The sequence below is a fragment of the Flavobacterium luteum genome (genome assembly GCF_008806775.1).
Taxonomy (GTDB): domain Bacteria; phylum Bacteroidota; class Bacteroidia; order Flavobacteriales; family Flavobacteriaceae; genus Flavobacterium; species Flavobacterium luteum.
This window is the reverse complement of sequence record NZ_WAEM01000001.1, coordinates 646,581-671,624: the sequence shown is the minus strand read 5'-3', so window position 1 is coordinate 671,624 and position 25,044 is coordinate 646,581. Positions and strand designations below refer to the sequence as shown.

General features: G+C 31.7%; 21 protein-coding genes. 10 read left to right on the top strand and 11 right to left on the bottom strand.

Features of this window, described 5'->3' with window-relative positions; all coding sequences use genetic code 11:
* Window positions 1–2 precede the first annotated feature (2 nt).
* Window positions 3–3,323, bottom strand: a complete 3,321-nt coding sequence (locus tag F6464_RS03010; protein WP_151106260.1) for a choice-of-anchor L domain-containing protein — start codon at window positions 3,321–3,323, stop codon at window positions 3–5.
* Window positions 3,324–3,502: 179 nt separating this feature from the next.
* Between F6464_RS03010 and F6464_RS03005 the strand changes: the two genes are divergently transcribed.
* Genes F6464_RS03005 through kdsB form a run of 3 tightly spaced genes read left to right on the top strand, consistent with a single transcriptional unit; the run spans window position 3,503 to window position 7,826 of the window.
* Window positions 3,503–5,623, top strand: a complete 2,121-nt coding sequence (locus tag F6464_RS03005; RefSeq protein ID WP_151106259.1) for a T9SS type A sorting domain-containing protein — start codon at window positions 3,503–3,505, stop codon at window positions 5,621–5,623.
* 37 nt (window positions 5,624–5,660) lie between these two features.
* Window positions 5,661–7,088 carry an ATP-dependent DNA helicase gene (locus F6464_RS03000; protein WP_151106258.1) on the top strand — a complete coding sequence of 476 codons (1,428 nt, stop codon included), beginning with the start codon at window positions 5,661–5,663 and terminating at the stop codon, window positions 7,086–7,088.
* 12 nt (window positions 7,089–7,100) lie between these two features.
* Window positions 7,101–7,826, top strand: coding sequence for a 3-deoxy-manno-octulosonate cytidylyltransferase (gene kdsB, locus F6464_RS02995; RefSeq protein WP_151106257.1), 726 nt, complete (start codon window positions 7,101–7,103; stop codon window positions 7,824–7,826).
* Here the strand turns inward: kdsB and F6464_RS02990 are convergent.
* The 3 genes from F6464_RS02990 to F6464_RS02980 form a co-directional block, all read right to left on the bottom strand.
* Window positions 7,818–8,549 (bottom strand): potassium channel family protein, encoded by a 732-nt coding sequence (locus tag F6464_RS02990; RefSeq protein WP_225318019.1) that lies wholly within the window; start codon window positions 8,547–8,549, stop codon window positions 7,818–7,820. The two genes, kdsB and F6464_RS02990, sit on opposite strands and share 9 nt — an antisense overlap.
* 72 nt (window positions 8,550–8,621) lie before the next feature.
* Complete coding sequence (locus F6464_RS02985) at window positions 8,622–9,566, bottom strand: endo alpha-1,4 polygalactosaminidase (protein ID WP_151106256.1); 945 nt, start codon at window positions 9,564–9,566, stop codon at window positions 8,622–8,624.
* A gap of 76 nt (window positions 9,567–9,642) precedes the next feature.
* A complete protein-coding gene (locus tag F6464_RS02980) occupies window positions 9,643–10,308 on the bottom strand; it encodes a spermidine synthase (RefSeq protein ID WP_151106255.1) in 666 nt (221 codons plus the stop codon).
* A gap of 60 nt (window positions 10,309–10,368) precedes the next feature.
* On the opposite strand from F6464_RS02980, the gene F6464_RS02975 reads away from it, so the two are divergent.
* On the top strand, window positions 10,369–10,935 hold the full coding sequence (locus F6464_RS02975) for a 1-acyl-sn-glycerol-3-phosphate acyltransferase (RefSeq protein ID WP_151106254.1): 567 nt from the start codon (window positions 10,369–10,371) through the stop codon (window positions 10,933–10,935).
* Here F6464_RS02975 and F6464_RS02970 read toward each other — a convergent pair.
* Window positions 10,932–11,375, bottom strand: a complete 444-nt coding sequence (locus tag F6464_RS02970) for a helix-turn-helix domain-containing protein (RefSeq protein ID WP_151106253.1) — start codon at window positions 11,373–11,375, stop codon at window positions 10,932–10,934. The two genes, F6464_RS02975 and F6464_RS02970, sit on opposite strands and share 4 nt — an antisense overlap.
* 313 nt (window positions 11,376–11,688) lie before the next feature.
* On the opposite strand from F6464_RS02970, the gene F6464_RS02965 reads away from it, so the two are divergent.
* The 3 genes from F6464_RS02965 (at window position 11,689) to F6464_RS02955 (ending at window position 16,087) form a co-directional block, all read left to right on the top strand.
* Window positions 11,689–12,873, top strand: a complete 1,185-nt coding sequence (locus F6464_RS02965; protein ID WP_151106252.1) for a M14 family metallopeptidase — start codon at window positions 11,689–11,691, stop codon at window positions 12,871–12,873.
* A gap of 55 nt (window positions 12,874–12,928) precedes the next feature.
* Window positions 12,929–13,408: an Lrp/AsnC family transcriptional regulator gene (locus F6464_RS02960; protein WP_151106251.1), complete on the top strand. Its 480-nt coding sequence runs from the start codon at window positions 12,929–12,931 to the stop codon at window positions 13,406–13,408.
* Between the two features lie 93 nt (window positions 13,409–13,501).
* The gene (locus F6464_RS02955; protein WP_151106250.1) at window positions 13,502–16,087 is read left to right on the top strand and encodes a phosphoenolpyruvate carboxylase; all 2,586 of its coding nucleotides are present in this window, start codon (window positions 13,502–13,504) and stop codon (window positions 16,085–16,087) included.
* 268 nt (window positions 16,088–16,355) lie between these two features.
* On the opposite strand, the gene F6464_RS02950 is transcribed toward F6464_RS02955, so the two are convergent.
* The 3 genes from F6464_RS02950 to F6464_RS02940 all read right to left on the bottom strand — a co-directional run bounded on the left by F6464_RS02950 (window position 16,356) and on the right by F6464_RS02940 (window position 18,955).
* Window positions 16,356–17,186 (bottom strand): sugar phosphate isomerase/epimerase family protein, encoded by an 831-nt coding sequence (locus F6464_RS02950; RefSeq protein ID WP_151106249.1) that lies wholly within the window; start codon window positions 17,184–17,186, stop codon window positions 16,356–16,358.
* A gap of 9 nt (window positions 17,187–17,195) precedes the next feature.
* Window positions 17,196–18,020 carry a phytanoyl-CoA dioxygenase family protein gene (locus F6464_RS02945; protein WP_151106248.1) on the bottom strand — a complete coding sequence of 275 codons (825 nt, stop codon included), beginning with the start codon at window positions 18,018–18,020 and terminating at the stop codon, window positions 17,196–17,198.
* Between the two features lie 359 nt (window positions 18,021–18,379).
* Window positions 18,380–18,955 carry a helix-turn-helix domain-containing protein gene (locus tag F6464_RS02940; RefSeq protein ID WP_151106247.1) on the bottom strand — a complete coding sequence of 192 codons (576 nt, stop codon included), beginning with the start codon at window positions 18,953–18,955 and terminating at the stop codon, window positions 18,380–18,382.
* Window positions 18,956–19,474: 519 nt separating this feature from the next.
* Here F6464_RS02940 and F6464_RS02935 point away from each other — a divergent pair.
* From F6464_RS02935 to F6464_RS02925, 3 genes are all read left to right on the top strand, one after another.
* Window positions 19,475–19,801, top strand: a complete 327-nt coding sequence (locus F6464_RS02935) for a hypothetical protein (protein WP_151106246.1) — start codon at window positions 19,475–19,477, stop codon at window positions 19,799–19,801.
* Window positions 19,802–19,870: 69 nt separating this feature from the next.
* Window positions 19,871–20,626: a hypothetical protein gene (locus F6464_RS02930; RefSeq protein ID WP_151106245.1), complete on the top strand. Its 756-nt coding sequence runs from the start codon at window positions 19,871–19,873 to the stop codon at window positions 20,624–20,626.
* Between the two features lie 319 nt (window positions 20,627–20,945).
* The gene (locus F6464_RS02925; RefSeq protein ID WP_151106244.1) at window positions 20,946–21,320 is read left to right on the top strand and encodes an ankyrin repeat domain-containing protein; all 375 of its coding nucleotides are present in this window, start codon (window positions 20,946–20,948) and stop codon (window positions 21,318–21,320) included.
* A 75-nt stretch (window positions 21,321–21,395) separates the two neighbouring features.
* Here F6464_RS02925 and dnaN read toward each other — a convergent pair whose 3' ends face one another.
* The 3 genes from dnaN to gldF form a co-directional block, all read right to left on the bottom strand.
* A complete protein-coding gene (dnaN, locus tag F6464_RS02920; RefSeq protein ID WP_151106243.1) occupies window positions 21,396–22,514 on the bottom strand; it encodes a DNA polymerase III subunit beta in 1,119 nt (372 codons plus the stop codon).
* A 105-nt stretch (window positions 22,515–22,619) separates the two neighbouring features.
* A complete protein-coding gene (gene gldG / locus F6464_RS02915) occupies window positions 22,620–24,305 on the bottom strand; it encodes a gliding motility-associated ABC transporter substrate-binding protein GldG (protein WP_151106242.1) in 1,686 nt (561 codons plus the stop codon).
* Window positions 24,305–25,030 (bottom strand): gliding motility-associated ABC transporter permease subunit GldF, encoded by a 726-nt coding sequence (gene gldF, locus F6464_RS02910; RefSeq protein ID WP_151106241.1) that lies wholly within the window; start codon window positions 25,028–25,030, stop codon window positions 24,305–24,307. The genes gldG and gldF overlap by 1 nt, the downstream gene beginning before the upstream one ends.
* Window positions 25,031–25,044: the final 14 nt, after the last annotated feature.

The following is a 25,044-nucleotide window of genomic DNA, read 5'->3' as shown; positions in this document are numbered from 1 at the left end:
TTTTACCTTTTTAATGAAAAATGCGATTTGAATTCTTTGCTAATTGTATTTTCCAAATAAATTACTTTAAACCAATAATCTGTCGATGGTAAATCTCTGCCATTATAGGTGCCGTCCCAGCCATTTTGAAAAGCATTTAATTGTTTGATGAGTTTGCCATAGCGATCAAAAATATAAATTAGAGGATTAGATAGTTTGTCAAAACCAGTGATGTTCCAAATTTCATTGCTACCATCCCCGTTAGGAGTAAAGAATTTAGGATAGCTTAAGATGGATATTTGTTGACTAAAATTGACGCAACCTATTTTATCTTTTACAGTTACCGTATGCTTCCCTGAAGATACTCCAGTAAACACATTTGAAGACTGAAAACTATTTTTATCCAATTGATACAGATAGGCATCAATACCATCAACTTTGACAAGTATTGTTGCAGTATCACTAAAATCTTCGGATTTTATAATTTCTATAATTGGATCAGCATAATTTTCTTTTACAATAGCAGAAACCGATTCAGAAACGCAACCAGTCGTTTTATTTGTCGCTACTACGGCATATTCGCCTCCTTTTTTAGCTTCAAAAGTATTTTGAATGGCGGTATCTATTTTATTTCCATCCAAAAACCATTCAAAACTATTTGCAGCAGTACTTAATTGAGCATTTAAAATAGTGGAAGTAATAATGGCATTCGTTTTTCTAGTAATACAAATTGTTCCACCAGTTAATTCAGGTTTTGGTAAAGGATTCACAACTATACTTAACTTGTAAATATTTGAGCATTGTCCCGAATCTGGAGTAAATGTATATTCAGTAGTTGCTAAATTGTTTAAAGGTGGCGACCAAACGCCATTTATATTTTCAAGAGATTTTATGGGTAATGGATTTAAAACTGTTCCCGGACATATTGGAGCTATAGGATCAAAAGTTGGAGTGACTGCACTCGAATTTATAGCGATGGTTAATTGAGTAGTAGTAGCACATTGTCCCGCATCAGGAGTAAAAGCATATTCTGTAGTAGCTAAATTGTTTAAGCTCGGCGACCAAACTCCATTTATATTTTCAAGAGATTTTGTTGGCAATGGATTTAAAGCTGTTCCCGGACATATAGGAGCTATAGGATCAAAAGTTGGAGTGACCGCACTTGAATTTATAGCAATGGTTAATTGAGTAGTAGTAGCACATTGTCCCGCATCAGGAGCAAATGTATATTCAGTAGTAGCTAAATTGTTTAAAGGTGGCGACCAAACTCCATTTATATTTTCAAGAGATTTTATGGGTAATGGATTTAGAATTGTTCCCGGACAAATAGGAGCTATAGGATCAAAAGTAGGAGTGACCGCACTTGAATTTATAGCGATGGTTAATTTGGTAGCAGTAGCACATTGTCCCGCATCAGGAGCAAATGTATATTCAGTAGTTGCTAAATTATTTAAAGGTGGTGACCAAACGCCGTTTATATTTTCAAGAGATTTTATGGGTAATGGATTTAGAATTGTTCCAGGACAAATAGGGGCAATAGCCGTAAAAGTTGGCGTAGTTTTTAAATTTACATCTATCGTTAATTTGGTAGCATTAGCACATTGTCCTACATCAGGAGTAAAAGTATATTCTGTATTTGCTAAATTATTTAAAGGTGGTGACCAAATTCCAGTGATGTTTTCTATAGATTTTGGTGGTATTGGAACAAGAACTGTTCCTTCACAAACTGGAGAAATACCATCAAAAGTTGGAGTTGTTTTTGATTGTACCGTTATAGAACCATTCAAAGTTGCATTGGGTAAACAACCGCCAGCAGTTTCAATAGTAAACAAAAACGGTCCTGATTCTGTTGGACTTCCTTTTATGGTAAATTGATTGCCTAAAACTTGTAATGTTACGCCACTGGGCAATGTTCCTGATGCAATAGAAGCAGTTGTAGCACCACCGCCAATTGTATACACTATATCCGAAATAGCCTCACCAATACATACATTTTGGCTTGCCGAACCTGAAGTTAAGGACAAGGTAGGAGGCACGCAATTGGTAAGTGAACAGCTTTGTGTTTCTGAAGCAAAACAATTTGGAGCAGTACCTATTGGCGTCAATGTTATTGTTACAGCATCTCCAGCATTTAATCCGTTTACGGTATAGGAAGTTTTGTTTCCGATTGTGCCAACACTAACTGGAGTAGCACTATTTACTTGATAGGAAACAGAATAATCAGTTGCATTTGTTAGCAAATTCCAATCGAATTGAATGGAGTTTACAGTTTTGGTTCCGCAAGTGAGTACGGGTTTAGTTGTAGTAGTAAACGCTACTTTTATCTCATCGGTAACTGGGCAAGTCGCTCCAAACGGAAACGCTGTTACGCTATACGTTCCAGATTGGCCTACAAGAAGTTCAGGTCCATTTCCTGGAATAATTGCACCGTCTAATCGCCATTCATGAACTAAAGTTGCGGGTAATCCTGTTTTTAGAGTATAATCAGTAGCGGTACAGGACTGGAAATCATTCCCTAAATTAATTCCAGTCGAACTAAAACTGGCTCCTTCTATAAATACTGCCGAATCCCAATTATTATCGCCAACATTTGCAATAGCTAGTTTGATATGATAGGTTTGACCACATTGTACATTGGCAGTTGCTCCTAAAACTTTGGTAAATCCATCGTATTGAATCGTTACTCCGTTTTCGTTATTGACATAGTATTGACAAAATTCACAAGGTCCTGTATTTGACAATCCGTTATTTAAATTGTTAATAGTTACAGGTAAGGTAGAGGTTGGAATTAAGGCTATATTTTTTGCATTTCCAGAAAAGGGACCCGTTATTCCTGGACCACTTAAAAAGAAACCAAAATTGTCATTGTAAATATCATTCACAAATTCGGGATATTCTTCGGAAGCAAAAACGAAATTAAAATTCAATGTATTTCCCACAGGAATAAAATCAAATTCGAGTATGCTTACATTTTTTATAGCACCAGTAGTTAATAGAGAAAGGTCATTGTCTCCTACTTTTGGTGACGGATTTGAAGTTGCCAGAGAAGCTGAAGTACTATTATTTGGTCCTTTCGCAAGTATTCCTCTACCAGTGCTTAGTATAATTCCTTTGTCAATACCAATATTGGTAGTGGTACCATTAGAAAACGAACCTACTTGATCGCTGATGCTATTGGCATTAGCCGCAGAGCCATTAAACGTTATGTTAGAAACATTGATTCCTTGACCCACCACGACGTTTTGAACCAATTGTTGAGGGGTTTGAGTCGTATTGTCAACAACCAATTGAGCGTTGACAACCAAAGTAGTTAAAACAAAAAATAAAAGTAAAATTCTTTTCATGCACCAGAAACGAAACAGATTAGGCTATACTACATAAAACACACCATCATATTTGATAATTGCAAATATAAGTAACGCAGTAGTAAAACTTTTCTGATTTTTAAAATAAGTTGAAAATGAAACTAGAAGGATAAAAAAAGGTTTTCATTTTCTTATATTTACACACTTAATGGCAACAAATGAAAAATATATACTCTTTACTTATTGGTTTTTGTTTTATTGGAAGTGTTCATGCACAGATTGTAAATATTCCTGATGCGAATTTTAAGGAGAGATTATTGTCGGGAAACAATAACTATATAATTGCCAGTGATTTATCTGGTTTGAGTCTTAAAATTGATGCCAATAATGATGGCGAAATACAAGTTAGTGAAGCTCAAAATGTAAAAGGGTTGGAACTTCTTTATTCAAATATTTTACCTATTTCTTCATTAGAAGGGATATCAAGTTTTACTAATTTAACTACTTTAACTTGTATTGATAATCCACTTACTTCATTAAATGTTAAATCTTTAGTAAACTTGACCTATTTACATTGTTCTAGGGATAAACTCACCTCCTTAGATGTGTCAGGTATGGTAAATCTTACCTATTTGAATTGTGGTCAAAATTATCTTACTTCATTAGATGTAACATCTCTAGTAAATCTTGTCTCTTTAGGTTGTAACGACAATCAAATCAATTCATTAAATTTAATTCCTTTAGTAAATCTTACCGGACTTTATTGTTATAAAACTAATCTTACGAGTTTGGTTATTAAATATACAAAGCTTGGAATTGATGATAATTTTAGTTTATCCAAATTTAATTTTTCAGATAATACAAAATTACAATACATCTGCGCAAACGAGAAACAGTTGATCGCTGTTCAAAATAGAATATACCAATTCAAATATACCAATTGTCATGTCAATTCTTATTGTTCTTTTAATCCGGGAGAAACTTATTATACTATTCAAGGAAATACTAAATTTGACAGTAATAACAATAACGGTTGCGATGTTTCCGATATAAATTTTCCAAATTTAAAGTTTTTTATTACTGATGGAACCATTATTGGAAATATAGTTTCAAATACCTCTGGAAATTATAGTTTGCCAGTTGTAGAAGGAACTTATGCCATAACTCCTACTCTAGAAAATCCAAATTATTATACCATTTCTTCATCCTCAATAAATGTAGCTTTTCCCACTCAAACGAGTCCATTTACTCAAGATTTTTGTATTACCCCAAATGGTAATCATCAAGATTTAGAGGTTACTTTATTGCCTATAAATCGAGCAAGACCAGGTTTTGATGCTTCTTATAAAATCATTTATAAAAATAAAGGAACTATTACGCAATCAGGATCGGTAAAACTTACTTTTGATGATTCGGTTTTAGATTTGGTTGCTACTAATCCTGTTTTTACCAGCCAAAGCATTGATAATTTAACTTGGGATTATCTCGATTTAAAACCATTTGAAACCAGAGCAATAGAAGTGACTTTGAATGTCAACTCTCCTATGGAAACTCCCGCAGTAAATATAAATGATCGTTTGAGTTTTACCGCTTTAATCAATCCAGTTGATGGAGACGAGCAACCGGTTGATAATTCATTTGCATTGCGTCAATTGGTGGTGGGTTCGTATGACCCCAATGACAAAACCTGTTTAGAAGGTTCAACCATTGCACCAAGTGCAGTAGGTAAATATGTGCATTATTTAATTCGTTTTGAAAACAAAGGAACCGCTGAGGCTGAGAATGTGGTAGTAAAAGATATGATTGATACTTCAAAATTTGATATTAGCTCCTTAGTAGTTACTGAAGGAAGTCATCCTTTTGTAACTAAAATTTCTGATACGAACAAAGTAGAATTTATCTTCGAAAAAATCAATTTGCCTTTTGATGATGCAACGAATGACGGTTACGTGGCTTTTAAAATCAAAACAAAACCAAGTTTGGTATTGGGAGATTCATTCAGCAATACGGCTAGCATTTATTTCGATTATAATTTTCCGATAATTACCAATACCGCTACAACTTCTGTGCTACAAAGTTTAGGAACTCAAGATTTTGAGTTTGATTCTTATTTTAGTGTGTTTCCAAATCCTGCAAAACAACTATTGAATATTGATGTTAAGAAACAAATAGAACTAACATCAATTAGTATTTTCAATACTTTAGGACAGCAAATACTAGTAATCCCGAATGCGCAACAAACCAAACAAGTAGATGTGTCAAGTTTACAAACTGGAAATTATTTTATAAAAGTGAGTTCTAATAAAGGAAGTGCTAGTGGTAAGTTTATAAAAAACTAAAAAAACTTTGCGTACTTTGCGGTAAAATAAATCCCAAATGAGTTCCAGTCTGTTTTATAGTATTTTAACTAGAAATTTTCCGTTTCAGCCTACGTACAAACAGGATATTTTCTTTCAACAAATAGCAGAATTCATTACCAATACAGATAATAACGAGATTTTCGTGCTGAAAGGCTATGCAGGAACAGGAAAAACAACCGTAATTTCTACCATTGTCAATAATTTAGTCGAAATCAATAAGAAATATGTGCTGTTGGCACCAACCGGTCGCGCAGCCAAAGTAATTGCTAATTATTCGCACAAACCCGCTTTTACGATTCACAAAAAAATATATTTTCCCAAGAAAAATTCGGGTGGTGGGGTGAGTTTTACGTTGCAACAAAACAAACATAAAAATACTTTTTTTATTGTTGATGAAGCTTCTATGATTTCTGATACCAATTCTGAAAGTAAGTTGTATGAAAACGGTTCTTTGCTCGACGATTTGATATCTTATATATATTCGGGAACCAATTGCAAGATGATTTTATTGGGAGACACTGCTCAATTGCCACCAGTCAATTTAGATATTTCTCCGGCTTTGAATATTGATACTTTAGGAATGAATTATGATAAAGAAGTCAAACACATCGAATTGGATGAAGTCATGCGTCAGGAAGAAAATTCAGGAATTTTATTCAATGCCACGGAATTGCGGGAACTATTAAAAGAACATTTTGTAGATACCTTTCAGTTTAATTTAAAAAGTTTTAAAGATATTGTCCGTTTAACCGATGGTTATGATATTCAGGATGCCATTAATTCGGCGTACAATAATTATAGCATAGAAGATACGGCTTTTATTGTGCGATCTAATAAAAGAGCGAATCAATACAATCAGCAAATTCGGACCAAAATTTTAGATAAGGAAAGCGAACTTTCTACGGGCGATTATTTAATGGTCGTAAAAAATAATTACTTTTGGCTTAAAGATTCAGATGAAGCGGGTTTTATTGCCAATGGTGATATTGTTGAGGTTTTAGAAATTTTCAATTTCAAAGAGTTGTACGGATTTAAATTTGCCAATGTAAAAATCCGAATGGTAGATTATCCCAACCAAAAACCTTTTGAAACAGTTTTGTTGTTAGATACGATTACCAGCGAATCACCGTCGTTGACGTATGGGGAATCGAATCGATTGTATGAAGAAGTGATGAAGGATTACGAAAACGAAAGTACCAAATACAAGAAGTTTCAGAAAGTAAAAGAAAACGAATATTTCAATGGTTTGCAGGTTAAGTTTTCCTACGCCATCACCTGTCATAAATCGCAAGGTGGACAGTGGAATACCGTTTTTATAGAGCAGCCGTATTTGCCTGACGGAATCAACAGAGATTATATTCGTTGGCTGTACACGGCAATCACTAGAGCAAAAGATAAATTGTATTTGATAGGATTTAAGGATGAGAATTTTGTGGAGAAATAATTAATACTCAAAATGAAAATAATAGCAGTAATCCCCGCGCGATATGCCTCCACACGATTTCCAGCCAAATTAATGCAGGATTTGGGCGGAAAAACAGTCATTCTACGAACCTACGAAGCCGCAATAAACACAAAGTTATTCGATGATGTTTTTGTTGTTACGGATTCCGATTTGATATATAATGAAATCAGTTCAAATGGGGGAAAGGCCATAATGAGCCTCAAAGAACACGAATCAGGAAGCGATCGTATTGCTGAAGCTGTGGAACATTTGGATGTAGATATAGTAATCAATGTGCAAGGAGACGAGCCTTTTATTGATGCAGAACCTCTAGCAAAAGTGATTGAGGTTTTTAGAAATGATACTGCAAAGCAAATCGATTTAGCTTCTTTAATGCGAGAAATTAAAGATGAAACCGAAATCAATAACCCCAATAACGTAAAAGTAGTGGTTGACCAAAATGGTTTTGCTTTGTATTTTTCACGTTCTGTAATTCCGTTTCCCAGAGAAAAGAATGTTGGGGTTAGGTATTTTCAACACATCGGGATTTATGCTTTCCGTAAACAAGCTTTATTGGATTTTTATAGCTTGCCTATGAAATCATTAGAAGCTTCTGAAAAATTAGAACAATTACGCTATTTAGAATATGGCAAACGTATTAAATTAGTAGAAACTAATCATGTGGGAATTGGCATAGACACTTTTGAAGACTTAGAACGTGCTAGAAAGTTATTTTAAATGATTTTGTTTACCATGTTCGAAATACCCTTTACCTTTTATTTTATTGGAGAAAAAATTTAAGAATAAAACAACAAAGAATAAAAATAATAAAGCTTGTGTACTTACTAAAACTTTACCAATGGTAGTAACAGGAAAATAATCGCCATATCCAATGGATGAAGAAGTAATTATACTGAAATAGACAGCGTCAAACCAATTGGTGAAAGGTTTGTTTAAATAATTCCCTTTTGAATATAAGACCGCATAGGCAACTACAATTTCTAGATAATTGAAGAAAAGCAATAATATAGACCTTTTATAAGAGCGTGGTTTGGAGAATAAATCAGATGCGAAGATTAAAGTTGGAATGTATAAAATGGTTTCTAGGAGAAAATAAATCATAACCCAGACCACAAAATTCAGATGTTCCCAATTATTAATTAAAATTACAAACGGAAACAACACTTTAAGGAGTACATAAAAATCTAACGCTAAATCCTGATATTCAGTTCCTTTTTTATTAGCCAAATATTTAATATAAATACCGGGAAAAAATAATTGCGAAGAAGATAAAAAGAGTCGAGTTATTTTTTCAAGTCCATTATCATCTTGGTGGTCATTATTCCAAATAGACTTAATATTTTGAATCCTTTTTTGTAAAGGGTTAAACTTAGGTTTTGAAACAGATGAAACGTTGCCCAACAATAGTTTGGAAAGTATGAAATTAATTTTTCTTAGCATTGAAACAGAATTAAATTCATATCTAATGTACGAAAAAAATAGAAAACTTTTAAGCAGATGGGGACTATTATACTATTTATTATACAAAAAATAATAGGCTTCAACATTATCCAGATAAACGCCATCAAAACCAGCATCGATAATTTTCTTGAGGTAAGACTTGTCATTACCATAAATAATTGTTTGCCACTCAGGATGCCAAAATTGAATGTAAAATTCATTTTCGTATCCAGCATAGTTTTTCTTAATCCAAACAGGATCGTTTAGGATCCAATTTCCGTTCCAATAGTACCGCCAGTTTTCAGCAGCTCCAATATTCATGTAAGCAATAACTAAACGTTTAGCACCGTTTGCTTTAGTTTTTAATTGATTTATTTCATCTGAAGTTAACGGTTTATCATCATAAAATAAATCTATAGAAACAACATCATAATTTGTTGCTGCAATAGCTTTAAAAAAATCCGCTTTTATTTTATAATTACTAGCATTTATAAGATACAAAAAGTTTTTGGCTTCACTAAATTTTGTTACGTCATTTGTATTTTCATCTATAATTTCTTTCGGAATTTCTTTATAATATTCGTTACCATTTACTCTGGGAAAGCAAATGAAACCTTCTTGTTTGTTTTTTGCTATTACGGTTTCAATATCCGAAACTTTTGTAATGTAATCAGATACAATTATTTTCTTCTTTTCTTTAATTTGTTGTAAATTGTTATATCTGTAATTATCGGTTTTTAGCTTTTTATCAAAAAATAAATCTTCAATGCCTATTCCGTCTATTGCATCGGTATAGTTGGTATTAAGACCTAAACTAGGATTTATTTTATTAAAAATTAAATCAACACCATTTTGGGGAATGATAATAAAATCGCTATCATAACTTCTGGCATATTTAGAGATGTTAATTACAAAATCTTGCATCTTTAATCCCGCTTTTACAGTATTACTGTCTTTAGAAGATAAAAATGAGGTAAACAGTAACACAATCAAGATGGATAATATTTTTGTTTTCATAAAATGTAATTCATAATAAGGTATAGAATTTACAAAACTAAAGTAATTACTAATTGAATTTTGTCATTGTTTTATTTTAATTTAATTTTTCAATGATAATCAATTCATTGTGTCTTTCAACTCTTGGAATAGTTCGAACAGTGTATTTTTTTGCATTAAATCCAGAAATGTAATTTAAGTTTCTTTTATTTTGATTTTCTTCAACTATCATGGTGTTGAATAATATAATTCCAAAGTTGCTAAGAATTATATCCAGCCTGTCAGTAAAAAACCTTTCAAAAAGAAAATTAGGCATTTTAGTGTCCTGAAAAACATCAATGATAATTAGATTATATTGGTTTTTTGTTTTCAATACAAATTCAAAAGCATCATCAATACAAATTTCTAAATTTGGAATTTTATCCAACTTAAAATAAGTATTGGCCATTGATATAATAGCATTATCAATTTCTACGCCAGTAATTTTACCTTTATATCCAACTTCGTTGACCAAAGTTTTTATAACACTTCCTCCAGCTACCCCAAGAACTAAAATATGATTCATAGTATTTATCTTTTCAAATCCAATACTCTTGAGTCCTTTTCGCAATATACGTTGTAAACTGCCATAGGAATAATTAGTATTTTTGCTATCTAAAACCAACTCGCCATTTGCCCAAGTTACTTCTAATGATTCGCTAATGCTCGATTTTTGTTTTAAAATACGGATGGGAATAATGTAACTGAATAGTTTTTTTAACATTGAAAAATATTTTCATCAAAAATAAGAGATTAATATTAATTTTACTGTAAATAGTAGTAAATGAAAAAAAGGATTTACCAATTTATCCTCTTTCGATTGATGGGTTGGAAAATAGTAGGTTCAATCGACGAAAATATTAAAAAATGTGTACTGATGGTTGTTCCGCATACCAGTTGGCACGATTTTTTTCTAGGAGTTCTCACCAGAGGAATTATTCAATTAGAAATGAACTGGGTTGGTAAAAAAGAATTATTTCAATTTCCTCTGCATTATTTTTTTCGTTGGATGGGTGGCGTACCACTGGATAGATCTGGCGGATTAAATAAAGTAGACTCTATAACTAGTATTTTTAAAGAGAGAACCATTTTTAGAATGGCTATAGCTCCCGAAGGAACTCGGAAAAAAGTAACTGAACTTAAAACTGGATTTTATTTTATAGCAATAAAGGCAAACGTACCAATAATTCCAGTTGCTTTTAATTTTGGAAAGAAAGAGGTAAATATTGGGCAACCATTTTATCCTTCAGGAAATAGTAATGAAGACATTAAAATCCTATCCACACATTTTATTAATGTCAAAGGTAAAAAGTCGGAATATAGTTTTGAAGTAAAAACTAAAATTGATTAGGGATTGTATTCTACAAATTTCCCATTGGTATAAAAAATGACAATTTTTTCAATTTTATCTGTATTCAAAGACGTTAAAGTATCTTGTATATTAGAAATCCTTTTTGGAGGTATAAGATTACTAGTTTCTTGTTTTTCGGTTTCTTCAAATAGATTTTCTTCAAATTTAATTTCAGTTATCGGAGTAGGAGCAGTTGAAATTTTTTGTGTTTCATTTTTTGGGAAACTTCCTTTACCATTCAAAATCCAATACAAATCTACCTCAGGAAAAACCTCTAGAATTTTTAAAATAAAATCTAAGCTAGGCTTATTTCTTCCTGAAAGCAAATGCGATAAACTGGAACGTTGCACTCCAATTTTATCAGCCAAACTCGATGCAGAAAGGGAATAATAATCGATAATGAATTCTAATCTTTTAATAAAATCTTCTGAGTTTACCATTGTAAATTTTTTAAAATAAAGGAAAGGTTACAAATGTAATCAAAAGTAATGAATTAACCTATTTCACAACAGTAAATCACTTTTAATTGACCAATTAATATAAATTAAAACATCAATTATAAGCAATTAAAGTATTGATTAATATTGATTTAAAATTCGCTAATTAATCATAATACTTACGTTTTTATTGAATTGAAATTTAACCAAATAAAAGAGCGAAAATCAGTTTACAATAATAAACAAAAGGACGCAATCTGTTGTTTACAATTGTTATTTTAAAGATGTTTACTTTTGTAAAGTCAAAAAAAAGAATATGAATTTAGAATTTATCTTTAGTAAATACAAAGTCGAAACTTTACACGGACGGTATATTACATTGAATGATATTGAGCCTGTTTTTAGTAAATTAAACACTGGAAATCAACTTGCAATTGAAGGATATTCGGTGCTTAAAAAACCAATTTATTCCTATCAAATTGGTGCAGGAAAAATCAAAATATTTCTTTGGTCTCAAATGCATGGAAATGAAAGTACGACTACAAAAGCGCTTTTTGATTTTTTAAATTTGTTGCAAAGCGATTCGGAACTTGCAAATGATTTACTGAATCATTTTACTTTTTATTGCTTGCCAATGGTTAATCCTGATGGTGCTACATTGTATACTAGAGAAAATGCAAATCAAATAGATTTAAATAGAGATGCTCAAAATTTGACACAACCTGAGAGTGTTGTTTTAAGAGCTTATTTTAATAAAGTACAACCCGATTATTGTTATAATCTTCACGATCAACGCACTATTTTCGGAGTGGCAGTTACTGGGCCCAAGGTAAAGCCAAACGGAGCGAAGCTAAATCCAGCAACAGTATCTTTTTTAGCGCCTTCTTATAATGAAAACCGAGAGATCAATGAAGTTCGAGCAAAAGCCATAAAAGTTATCGTTGCAATGAATAATGCATTACAGGATTATATCCCTAATCAGGTTGGACGATTTGATGATTCATTCAATATTAATTGTATAGGAGACACGTTTCAATCTATGAATGTACCAACAATATTGGTCGAAGCTGGGCATTATCAAAACGATTATAATAGAGAAGAAACTAGGAAATATATTTTTATTGCATTATTGTCAGGATTTGTTAAACTTTTCGAAAACGATATAGTTAGTAATAAAATTGAAGATTATCTAAATATTCCTCAAAATAAAGTCGTGTTTTATGATTTTGTTTATAAAAATATAAAAATAAATTATGATAGTAACATAATAATCACGAATATTGCAATTCAATTTAAAGAAGTATTATTCAATAATAAAATATTTTTTAACGCTTTTATTGCTAAAATAAACGATTTTGAAGATTTTTTTGGACATTTCGAATACGATGCAAAAGGGGCTATTTTCTCAAATGAATCTAATACTTTTCCAAAAATTGATGATAAAGCAGATTTTTATTTAAATGAGAATCTTAAAATTGAAAATGGTAGTTTTAAATTATAGTTTTTAAAATTTGCTATTTTAAAATTGTTAAATAACAACAACTAAATATTTTTTTATGAGCAAGTTCAGATTAGATGAGGTAGATCACCAGATTTTAGATATGCTGATTGATAACACTAGAGTTCCGTTTACAGATATTGCAAAAAAGTTATTGATTTCTGCAGGAACGGTTCATGTAAGGGTGAAAAAAATGGAAGATGCGGGAATTATAATGGGTTCGTCTTTAGTACTTGATTATGATAAATTAGGATATTCATTTATAGCTTACATTGGTGTTTTTCTTAACAACACTTCTCAAACTAAGTTTGTTTTAGAGCGTATTAATGAAATACCATTTATAACCGTTGCTTCTGTAACCACAGGAAAATTCAATATCTTTTGTAAAATAAGAGCTAAAGATACCAAGCATGCTAAAGAAGTTATTTTTATGATTGACGATATTGATGGAGTATACAGAACTGAAACCATGATCTCGTTAGAAGAAAGTATAAATGATAAAAAGAGATTAATGCATACGATATTTAAAAATATGTAATAAACTTGAGCGTTCTATATTTTTACGTTATATGACCTCAAGTTCAAACTTGAGGTTTTTTTATTAAATTAACTACTCACAACAACTAAATTTATGTACACACTTCCTAAAAACGAGCGTTTTAACCAAGAAGTCCTCTCTAAATACCATATCTACAATAGTGTTTTTATTACATTGCCATTTGATTCTATAGACAATACTGGAGTTTTACTTCCTTTATTTACAGATGTTTGTGATACGGGTTTTAAAAAACAAGAAACCCCTAAAGATATCGTTAATTTTTTCGTTGGTAAATATTTACAGAATGCTTCAGAAGCCGATCAAATAGATTTGATGTTTCGTTTTATACAGTATATCGAACGTCAAATTGTATTGTTTGATGCCATTGAAGACGCTGCTTTTCCAGTTGTGAACAACATGGAAGGTCGTGGTTCATTGCGAGATATCATGGAAAAATCAGAAGCCAGACACAAAGAAGAAGATCTAATCGATTTCTTAGAAAATTTCAATGTTAGAACAGTATTAACCGCGCACCCAACGCAATTTTACCCAGGTGCTGTTCTCGGAATTATAAATGATTTGACTGAAGCGATTCGTCAAAATAATTTGTTGGAGATAAAGCAATTATTGGCTCAATTAGGTAAAACTCCTTTTATTCAAGCGGTAAAGCCCAATCCTTTTGATGAAGCTGTAAGTTTGATTTGGTATCTTGAAAACGTTTTTTATGAGACAGCGGGAGAGATGGTGCATTATCTTGAAAAAAACATTTTTGACGGAAAATCTATAAAAAATGCAATAGTCAAACTAGGATTTTGGCCAGGAGGAGATCGTGATGGAAATCCGTTTGTAACTACCGAAATCACATTGAAAGTAGCTGAGCGTTTAAGAACGTCCATTTTGAAATGTTACTATGTTGAAGTTCGGAATTTAAAGCGAAAGCTAACATTTTATAATGTAGATGTCTTAGTAACTGAATTGGAGCAAAAATTATATCGTTCAGTATTTTATTCTAAAGGGGAAATTTTTATCACTTTAGACGAGTTTAAATCACAATTAAATAAAATAAAAACAATAGTTATAGAGCAACATCAATCTTTATATCTTGACGAATTAGAAGCATTGCTTATAAAAGTAAATCTATTTGGGTTTCATTTCGCATCATTAGATATTCGTCAAAATAGCAGAATTCACGATGCTGTTTTTAAAGATGTTGTACAGTATTACTTAAATGAAAATCTAGCTATTTTTCCAAAGAATTATTTTGAATTAACAGAACCTGAAAAATTTGAAGTCTTGTCTAAAGTTTCTGGAAATCTGAATTCAAAAGATTTTGGAGATGAATTAACGAGATATACCATCGAATCTATTCAGGCAATAAAAACTATCCAAGAAAATAATGGCGAATTTGGCGCAAATAGATACATTATAAGTAATAATGAAAGTGCGCTAAATGTAATGGAGACTTTTGCGTTATTTCATTTAAGTGGTTGGGAGAATCCTTCGGTTGATATTATTCCGCTATTTGAATCGGTTGACGATTTGCATAATGCGCATATCATCATGGAAAAATTATATACCAATCCAGCTTATGCCAAACATCTTCTCAATAGAAATAAAAAGCAAACGATTATGCTTGGTTTTTCGGATGGAACTAAAGATGGGGGTTATTTAATGGCAAATTGGAGTATTTATAAAGCAAAAGAATCATTAACGGCAATGTCTAGAAAATACGGCATAAAAGCCATTTTCTTTGATGGTCGAGGTGGGCCTCCTGCTCGTGGTGGTGGAAAAACGCATAAATTTTACGCTTCATTAGGCCCAAAAATAGAAAACAATGAAATTCAGGTTACCGTACAAGGACAAACGATAAGTTCTAATTTTGGAACCCTAGATTCTTGCCGTTATAATTTAGAAAATCTATTGAGTGCAGGTGTTACCAATCAAGTTTTTAATAAAGGGCAAAACGAATTAACGTTTGATGAATCGGCTATTTTAGATCAATTGGCAGAATTGGGTTATGAAAAATATTTAAGCTTTAAAAACCATCCAAAATTCATTCCGTATTTAGAGCAAATGAGTACGCTGAAGTATTATGCTAAAACTAATATCGGAAGCCGTCCGTCTAAAAGAAGCAAATCAGAACACTTGGATTTCAAAGATTTAAGAGCGATACCTTTTGTTGGGTCTTGGAGCCAATTAAAACAAAACGTACCTGGATTTTTTGGAGTAGGGACTGCTTTGAAGTATTTTGAAGATTCTGGGCAATGGAGTAAAGTTCAGGATTTATACGATAATTCTTTGTTCTTTAAAACCTTGTTGGAAAACAGTATGATGTCGTTGGCAAAATCATTTTTTCCATTAACGGCATACATGCGAAAAGATCCTGAATTTGGAGAATTCTGGCAAATTATTTACGATGAATTTGTAGAAACAAAACGCTTATTATTGAAAATTGCTGGTCACAAAGAACTAATGGAAAACTATCCTGACGGTAAAGCATCTATCGATATAAGAGAGCGTATTGTGTTGCCATTATTAACAATACAACAATATGCTTTGTTACGAATTCAGGAATTAAACAAAGAGGGGAATCCAAAAGTAGAGCTTGTAAAAACCTATGAAAAAATTGTAACTCGTTCGCTGTTTGGGAATACGAATGCGAGTAGGAATTCAGCTTAAAATCCTAATAATTTTGTCATATCAAAGTTGAAAAATATTTCTGAATTTATCTTTCTGAGATAGGAGGATTATCAACAAGTTTCTGCAGTTTATTAAGATTCCTTCTGAGCTAGAATGATAAATATACTATTAAACTGATAATTTTTTTGACTTACCCTTTTTTTAATTGGATCTATCTATACAAGAAAAATAAATTTAAAGCTTTACATTTTGTAAGGCTTTTTTTATTCCGCCAAATACGTATATTGTTTTACGATCAAGTCCAAAATTACTTTAATGATGCTTTTAAATAGTTCTTCATAAATACATTGTTATCCCACTGGTTGCTAAGAGGTTTTTGTGTATAAGGTAAAGTAGGCATATAAGGTATTGGGCCAAACTCAGGACTTATAGTAAAAAGGGATTGTCCTCCTACCTTTCTAGTTGTAATTATTTGTTGCCACCAAAACAAGAATTTCTCTAAATGTCCGTGCCACTCTGGAGCTTGTGGATCATTAACCTGTGGGCCTTGTTCAAATCCCAATCGGGCATGTATGTGTGCCACATGAGGAATAATTTGACTGATTATTTCCTGTTGATCTTCTAGCATACTCTCTGAAACAGTACAGAAATGAGAAAAATCACCAACAAGTTCTATTTGAGGAAATGTATTTAAATAAGGTATTAATGAAGCTGCATGAAAGGAGAAACGTCCCCTATGTGTTTCATGAAGTATTCTAATACCATTTTTTGATGAAAAATTCATAGCTGCATCGATAATCCTGCAGTTATCATCAAAAGAAAAATAATCTTTTCCAGTATGGGAATTAATAAATAATGGATTCAGTTCAGCAAGATTCCTAAAATTTTCTTCCATGACTTTAATGTGCGCTCCCACGGTATCCGTTTTAGGGAAAGGAAGTTGCAAGGTGATAAAATAAAAATCAGGCTTTTGTTTTCTGATATTTTCTATAGCGAGTAGAAATTCATCTGTTGTTCTATCGATTGGATTCAGAAATAATTCGGCTCCATCAAAACCAGCATCCGCTATAGCGTTTATAAACTGTGAGGGAGACAAATGATCGTTTCCCCAATACGAAAATGAGTATTTAATTTTCATAATAAAGTACTAAAACCCTTTTAATACAGACAGGTCTCTTTGTAACCAGTTTGCAGCTGGATATTTTAGCTGACTATCAATGGTATGGATAGAGTATGCCTGACGTGATTTTCCACTAGTATTGGGTAAACTATAATGTGGTAAGAAACCATGGAGTACTATACATGTGCCTTTTTTAACTTCAAGAGGAATCATATCATCCATTGAAAGTGGTTCATTATCAAAAATATGCATTTCAGTACCACCAGAAGGTTTTCTCTTGAACCAAGAACGCAGGGTGGTGTTATGCCCTCCAGGTTTTGCCCATAAACATCCATTTTCGATGGTAGCATCTTCAAGGGCAAACCAGAATCCAATGCATGAATTGGGTTCAGTATACAAAAATGTTGCATCTTGGTGAACATCAACAATACCGCCAATTTTAGCATGTTTTAAAATGAGCATGCTTTGTATTATAACATAATTATCAAGTCGCAATTCAGTAGCTAATGCTTTAAGTTGAGGAGAGCGAGAAAACTTTTCGAAAACAGGATCAAGATCATGCAAAGCATGTCCAATTTTGTTTAATGAATGAAAAAGATCATTTTTGAGTTTTCCACTTTCATCAAAGGCATCTTTCTCAAAAAAATAAGAAATGTTATTGCCTGAATTCAGAAAATAGTCATCGGAAGTTCGCGTTTGCTCGTTGGTTTGAAAGACAGAGGGATGGCCATCAAAATTAAAACTATTTGAAAGTTCTAATCCTCTATTCATAACTGCATCACATTGATCCTCAGTATAAAAATCCTTAAGAATAAGATAGCCATCATTATTAAATTGATCGTACAATGTCATGGAATGGTGTTTTTAATTTAAAAAAAGCAAGTATTATAAGTAATTTTTTAATCCAAAAAGTTTATAAAAATACAATAAAAATAAATAAGGTAATAATAACAGTTGACTTTTAATTAATAATAACAATAAAATGGAGTTTTAAATTATTTTGGTTGAGCAACCACTAGTTTATAGTTAATCTTTTTTTAAAGAATTAACTACATTACAATCTGAGTACTGCTTTATCTATTCAAAAAATGAAAGGGCTATTTTTTTTTTATATTATAGGTATTTTAGTAGTAGATTTATATGTAACGTAAGAATTGTTAAGAAAGACATCATGACAAAAAAGTATTTTTTTCTAAATCCTTAGTTTAAAACTATATGGAATCCAAAGCTTTTCGTTTTAGAGTTCCAAGTTCTTTGAAGTAGGTAGGAGTTAATCCCGTTATTTTTTTAAATTGGGTAGAAAGATGTGCTACACTGCTATAATCTAGTTGAAAAGCAATTTGTGATAAGGTCAGTTGGTCGTAAATGAGTAATTCTTTGGCTTTTTCTATTCGTTGTTCTATAAAGTAGTTCTCTATAGTGCGCCCTTCAATAGCCGAAAACAAGCTACTTAAATAGGTATATTCATGGTGGAGCATAGTTGCGATATAAATAGAAAGTTTGGTTTTTCTACTATCAATTTCCTCCTCGTTACGAGCTCTTTTGATGACTAGTTGCTTAATTTTTTCAATTATTGCACTAGTGTAGTTGTCGATTAATTCAAAGCCTATTTGGGCTAACTTAGTTTGCAAGATTGTCTTTTGCTCTTCGGTTAGTGCTTGTTCTAACTCGATTTCGCCAAAAATAACCTTGAGGTAGTTGATGCCTTCAGTTTTCAAAATAGTTTCAACAGCCATCACACAACGTTGGCAAACCATGTTTTTGACTAATAGTGTATTGGTCTTCATAAGGTAAAGTTACAGCTTTGAGAATAGAAAAAATAATTTAGGGTATAAAAACAAGAATAAGCCGTCCTATAGCAGTACGGCTTATAACTGTCATTCATAACCTACATGTTAGTTGCAACTCGTACAGGTACAGTTTGCCCCACATTTGCAGTCTACACATGTACAGTTTGAATTGTTACATGGAACATTGGTTACTTTGGATGTACTTGAGTACACATTTACTAGATTTTTCATATTGATTAAATTTATTTGTTAATATTAGGGCAAAGATATGGAGGCCAATAGGGGGGAGTGTTATACTACTTTGGGAAGGCATTGTATAATTTTGGGTATTAGAAAGCTTTAGTCGTTAGAGAGATTCTAACTTACACTCCAAAAACTTTGTTCATTGTGATACATTTTTTATTAACTACATAGAAACTAAGAATAAACAGTTATTATTTCTATCGCTTTTTTATGACTTAATAATATAATTTTTGTAACTTTATTATAAGTGTATTTTGACTAATTGGTAACCTCGTGAAACATTTAAAATGGTTTTGGAAAGTGAATTATGCCTTTAGTAGCTATAGAGTATTGGTTTTATTGCTCTTAGTTGTCGGAACTATTTTTGATTTGGATAATACTACAGTTTTTGTAACTCTTATTGATTATCTTACTTTACAACAAAATATAAAGCCTTTCAGTGCAGGTTATGAGTTGCTTCAATTGTTTCTATGCAGTCTTATTTTGTATTTATATAAAGAACAACGGATTCGTTTTCATTTTTGGTATTTAGGAATTCTAATGGCTTTGATGTTTGTTAAGGTTCTAGTGTTTGCTATTATGATGTTATCGCAGCGATGAGATGTAGATAACCAAATTTAATATTGGTAATTTTTAGATTTTTTTTTATAAGTTAAATCATTCTGTATTATGAAAAAGTATACGTGCATTACTTCATATTATATTTCTTTTATTGCTATGCAACCAATACTTTTATTTTTAATTGGTATAGTCTTTAGCGGTTGTGGCCCTATTTATTATGTGCCTAATACTCAAAATGTACCTATAATGAAAGAAAAGGGTCAGATGAATTTGTCTCTAGGCTTGAATGGCTCTGAATATACAGATGGATTTGAATTACAAGGGGCCTACGGGCTTTCGGATAGTTGGGCATTGCAACTCAATACCGATTGGGTGAATTCATCGGAAGATTCTTCTAGTGGTTCAGGTAATTTTGTAGAAATAGGAGGTGGGTATTACAAGAGCTTAACTAAGTCAGTGGTATTTGAAACCTATGGTTTGTTAGGTTATGGAAGTATTGACTATAAAGACTATTTTATAGATAATTCAAGTATTAGCGCAAATTTTTATCGATTAGGTATTCAACCTAGTATCAGTTTCGTCGGCAAATATTTTAATGCTTCTTTGTCGAGTCGCTTGGCTACTATCAATTATACAAATGTGAGTGGCACTTCTATTTATGATATAAATTACTTAACAGCTAATAACTCTTTCTGGTTATTAGAACCTGCCTTAACCTTACAAGGAGGCTCAAAAAATATTAAATTGCAGTTGCAATTTCAGTTGAGCTATAATCTGACAGTTCCTGATTTTAGCCAGGATTATTCACTGATATCATTGGGTTTAAAAGTAAATTTGGATACTAAAAAGGAGAAGGCAAATTAAAATTACTTTTAGTTTTGTAGCTAGTTTAATACTACTTTTAGCAGTTCAGGATACGGTTCGTTGAATAGAATCTAAAAATTATATTTTGGTTTAAATCATTTGGAACAGCACTATTGATAGGGTGCTTAGCAGCTAAAGAAAAAATGGTAGTAGTATGAGAGTAAAATTGAGTACATCTTTTAAAATAATTATATTTAGAGTTGATTAATTTTATAATATGCCATTTTATAAAAGAATATTAAAATTGATTAATGGTGTAACGATTTTCAAGATTAAGCGTCTTACACATAAATCATTAATTAATCAAAAAACAATTATCATGAAAAAAACAATTATTATTTTAGGAATTGCATTCATCACTTTTTCTAATGTTGCAACGGCTTCAACTTTAGTTTCAAAATCACATCAATTAAATGAAAAGTATTTATATACTACTTCAACTCCTTTATGTCTGGCAATTAGTAAAGGAGAATTTGATATTGTAAAAAAGTTTGTAGAATATGGAGCTGATGTAAATGAAACATCAAACGGAATGACGCCTCTAATGATTGCCGCCCGTTTTAATAAAGTAGAAATTATTAAATTTTTATTAGAACATGGAGCTAGACTAAATGAAAAAGATGAAAAAGGATTTACAGCATTAAAATATGCTGAGCTTTCTTCTGCAAAAGAGGCTATTTTAGTTTTGAAATAAAATGTAGTTCTATTTATAAAAAAAGGCTGTTAGAAATTTTCTTACAGCCTTTTTTAGTGGTTTTTGGTTGGTTATTTAATTATTCAGCATAACAGGCATTACTAACATCGTAACCGTTTCGCCTTCTTCTAATCCGTCTACTGGAGTAAGAATACCAGCACGGTTTGGTAATGACATTTCTAGCATAATCATATCCGATTGTAAGTTGGTTAACATTTCTGTTAAGAAACGTGAGTTAAAACCAATTTGCATATCATCTCCTTGATAATCACAAGTCAATCGCTCCTCTGCTTTGTTTGAATAATCAATATCTTCGGCAGAAATGTTTAACTCGGCTCCAGCGATTTTCAAGCGAATTTGGTGTGTGGTTTTGTTAGAGAAAATGGCCACACGACGAACAGAACTTAAAAACTGAGTTCTATCTATCATTAATTTATTTGGATTTTCTTTCGGAATTACCGCTTCGTAATTAGGATATTTACCATCTATTAAGCGACACATTAGTATGTAATTATCAAAAGAAAAAGTAGCATTAGAATCGTTGTACTCTATTTTAATTTCTGCATTTGATGTACCAAGAATGCTTTTTAAAATATTTAATGGTTTTTTAGGCATAATAAAATCGGCTACCTGTGATGCCTTCACATCAATTCTAGCATATTTTACTAATTTATGAGCATCAGTTGCAACAAAAGTCAAACCTTCAGGTGAAAATTGAAAGAACACCCCAGACATTACTGGACGTAAATCGTCATTGCCTGCAGCGAAAATTGTTTTACTTACAGCCGTTGCTAAAACATCCGCAGGAACAAGAGTGGTAGAAGGATCGTCTAAATTTACTGATTTCGGAAATTCTTCTCCTGGAGCATACGCCAAAGCATATTTTCCTGAATTCGAACTAATTTCAATCGTACTATTTTCCTCTACAGTAAAAGTTAGAGGTTGCTCAGGAAATGTTTTTAGTATTTCTAAAACTAATTTTGCGGGAATTGCAACGCTGCCCTTACTGGTAGAATCAATCTCTAAAGTGGCAGACATAGTTGTTTCTAAATCAGATGCAGAAACGGTTAATGTACTATTGTCTAATTCAAACAAAAAATTATCTAAAATGGGTAATGTGTTACTGCTATTAATAACACTTCCTAATACTTGTAATTGTTTTAATAAGTACGAACTTGATACTATAAATTTCATTTTATTTTTTTTAATTTTAGTGTAAACTTATTTAAAATTTTTAATTAGCCTACGATTTACAAATATATCTTAAACTCCCATAAATCAAAAAGAATTTTATTAACATTACTTGCTGTATTTTCTTTTTCGAATATAGGTAAAACACAAACCAAAAATTGCCAAAATTACAATTGGTAGTCCGACAGTTATGAGTTGTGACTTGGTGTAACTGTTATACACTTTTTCTTTGTCAAGCAATGGTAAGGTAACTTCTTTACTTCTAATGTTAATAAGTCCGTTATCATCCAACAAATAATTTACGCAATTCATCATAAATTCTTTGTTGCCGTACAATTTATTAGTCCACTTGTCATAACCCAACTCTAGAGGTTGAAAGTTTTTATCCAATTGATTCTTTACAATATCTCCATCAGAAATGACAATCATTTTATTAATTTTACCTTGCGACTGATATGTATTATCTGGAAATGGCAATACTCTATTTTCATATACTGAATGAAATTTTCCTTCCATCAAGACTGCAACAGGTATATTGCCCGTATTTTTAAATTCAGTTTGTTCAGGTCGTTCGGTAACCATGTTTAAATTTACTTCTACTGGAGTGCCAACTAGCTTTGAATAGGGTGACGATTGCAATAATACTGTTTTTTTTATGCCGTTTTTTAAAATGTCTATACCATTTACAAATTCGAATTTCAAAGCGTCAAGATTACTTACTATTGGGTTTTTGGAGTAGGGATAAATCAACGGTGAATAAAACCAAGGATATTGCGTGTATTGCGTGGCACTCCCTTTCTCGCCAGTAGCTAGGGCAATAGGGGTAGCCATTATGTCTTTTACTAAAGTTGGAGTAATACGAACACCATATTTAAATAGTATATCATTTAAATTTAAATCTAATGGATAGGCAAGCGACGCTCCTGAATCGTTGTACAGACTGTCCATTTCCATATTTACTTGATCAATTAGCCAAAGTGTTTTACCGCCATTGATTACAAATTGGTCTATAACTTGTTTCTCTTCATCAGAAAATTTCTCGGTAGGTTTTGCAATAATTGCTAAATCATATTTCTTTAAGTAGGCTAGACTTTCGTTTGGTTTTTTGGCAACTGAATCTAAAGTAAAAGTGCCTATGTAATAATTTTCGCGAACTTGCTTGATGAAATCCGCCATAAATATATCTCGAAGCTCTCCATTTCCTTTAATAATAGCTACTTTCTTTTCCTTATTTTTAGAAATGGTATTAAAAGCATTAGCAAAAGCATATTCTAAATGCTGTACTGAGCTTACTACTTTTTCAGCTGTTGATGCTCCCATTATATTTTTTAATAAAGGTACTTTTACACTTCTACTATTATAAGTCGCAATTGCCCACGGAAAAACGACTTCCTGAGTTTGTTTTCCTTTATCCTCAATAGTAACATTTACTGGAGTTAAGCCTCTTTCTATAAACGATTGCATGATAGTATCTCTTTCCTCATCGTTCTCAATTGGGTTTATGAACTGAAAAGTGATATTTTTGTTATAGGCTTTGTATTCTTCAAGTATTTGTTGGGTTTCGGTTTGTAGTTTTTTGAATTCGCTAGGAAATTGCCCTTTTAAAAAAACATCAACTATTAAAGGTTCTTTTACTTCTTTAAGAATGTTTAAAGAAGTTTGAGAAAGCGTATATCTTTTGTCTTGTGTTAAGTCGAAACGATGAAAAAACTGACTGCCTATAATGTTTACAAGTAATAAAATACAAATAGTAAACAATAAATTTTTTAGGTTATTTTTATTAATTGCTGTCATTACGATTTTAAAGATTTTAATTTAAAAACAGTAAACGAAAGAAACAAAATTGTAAGGCTTACAAAATATAAAATGTCCCTTGTATCTAGGACTCCGCGACTCATACTTTTAAAGTGATTGTTCATGCCTAAAGCTGAAATAAAGTTCTCCATGCTTGGCAAATAAACAGCCAAACCATCAAAAGCAAAGTAAAAAATGAAACACAAAAAAACCGCAAGTATAAATGCTACTATTTGATTTTCAGAAAGTGTAGAGGTAAAAATTCCAATTGCAGAGTAAGCGCTAATTAAAAAAAGCAAACCAAAATAAGAACCCATTGTACTTCCTAAATCGATGTTTCCTTCTGGTATTCCTAAACTAGAAATAACGTAAACGTATATAAATGTTGGAATGATAGCAATAACAATTAGCAGTAATGCTCCAAGAAATTTACCGTTCACGATTTCCCAAATGCTTAAGGGTTTAGTTAACAATAATTCTAATGTTCCTTGTTTTTTTTCATCCGAAAAACTGCGCATCGTCACGGCAGGAATCAAGAAAATCAGAATCCATGGGGAAAGGGTAAAAAACGGACTCAAATCAGCAAAACCGCTATTTAATATGTTGTAATCTCCTTCAAAAATCCAAAGAAATAATCCGTTGAGCAATAAGAAAATAGCAATCACCAAGTAGCCTATTGGTGAGCCAAAAAAAGATTTTAATTCTCGTAGTATTATTGATTTCATTATACTGTTTATTG

Coding starts and splice junctions, on each gene's coding strand:
- F6464_RS02980 (WP_151106255.1), bottom strand. CDS start 10,308: ATGTTAAAAAAACTATTCAGTTACATTATTCCCATCCGTATTTTAAAA.
- gldF (WP_151106241.1), bottom strand. CDS start 25,030: ATGAAATCAATAATACTACGAGAATTAAAATCTTTTTTTGGCTCACCA.
- F6464_RS02945 (WP_151106248.1), bottom strand. CDS start 18,020: ATGACATTGTACGATCAATTTAATAATGATGGCTATCTTATTCTTAAG.
- F6464_RS03010 (WP_151106260.1), bottom strand. CDS start 3,323: ATGAAAAGAATTTTACTTTTATTTTTTGTTTTAACTACTTTGGTTGTC.
- F6464_RS02955 (WP_151106250.1), top strand. CDS start 13,502: ATGTACACACTTCCTAAAAACGAGCGTTTTAACCAAGAAGTCCTCTCT.
- F6464_RS02970 (WP_151106253.1), bottom strand. CDS start 11,375: ATGGTAAACTCAGAAGATTTTATTAAAAGATTAGAATTCATTATCGAT.
- dnaN (WP_151106243.1), bottom strand. CDS start 22,514: ATGAAATTTATAGTATCAAGTTCGTACTTATTAAAACAATTACAAGTA.
- F6464_RS02975 (WP_151106254.1), top strand. CDS start 10,369: ATGAAAAAAAGGATTTACCAATTTATCCTCTTTCGATTGATGGGTTGG.
- F6464_RS02990 (WP_225318019.1), bottom strand. CDS start 8,549: ATGCTAAGAAAAATTAATTTCATACTTTCCAAACTATTGTTGGGCAAC.
- F6464_RS02930 (WP_151106245.1), top strand. CDS start 19,871: ATGAAAAAGTATACGTGCATTACTTCATATTATATTTCTTTTATTGCT.
- F6464_RS02925 (WP_151106244.1), top strand. CDS start 20,946: ATGAAAAAAACAATTATTATTTTAGGAATTGCATTCATCACTTTTTCT.
- F6464_RS02960 (WP_151106251.1), top strand. CDS start 12,929: ATGAGCAAGTTCAGATTAGATGAGGTAGATCACCAGATTTTAGATATG.
- gldG (WP_151106242.1), bottom strand. CDS start 24,305: ATGACAGCAATTAATAAAAATAACCTAAAAAATTTATTGTTTACTATT.
- F6464_RS03005 (WP_151106259.1), top strand. CDS start 3,503: ATGAAAAATATATACTCTTTACTTATTGGTTTTTGTTTTATTGGAAGT.
- F6464_RS02950 (WP_151106249.1), bottom strand. CDS start 17,186: ATGAAAATTAAATACTCATTTTCGTATTGGGGAAACGATCATTTGTCT.
- F6464_RS03000 (WP_151106258.1), top strand. CDS start 5,661: ATGAGTTCCAGTCTGTTTTATAGTATTTTAACTAGAAATTTTCCGTTT.
- F6464_RS02940 (WP_151106247.1), bottom strand. CDS start 18,955: ATGAAGACCAATACACTATTAGTCAAAAACATGGTTTGCCAACGTTGT.
- F6464_RS02965 (WP_151106252.1), top strand. CDS start 11,689: ATGAATTTAGAATTTATCTTTAGTAAATACAAAGTCGAAACTTTACAC.
- F6464_RS02985 (WP_151106256.1), bottom strand. CDS start 9,566: ATGAAAACAAAAATATTATCCATCTTGATTGTGTTACTGTTTACCTCA.
- kdsB (WP_151106257.1), top strand. CDS start 7,101: ATGAAAATAATAGCAGTAATCCCCGCGCGATATGCCTCCACACGATTT.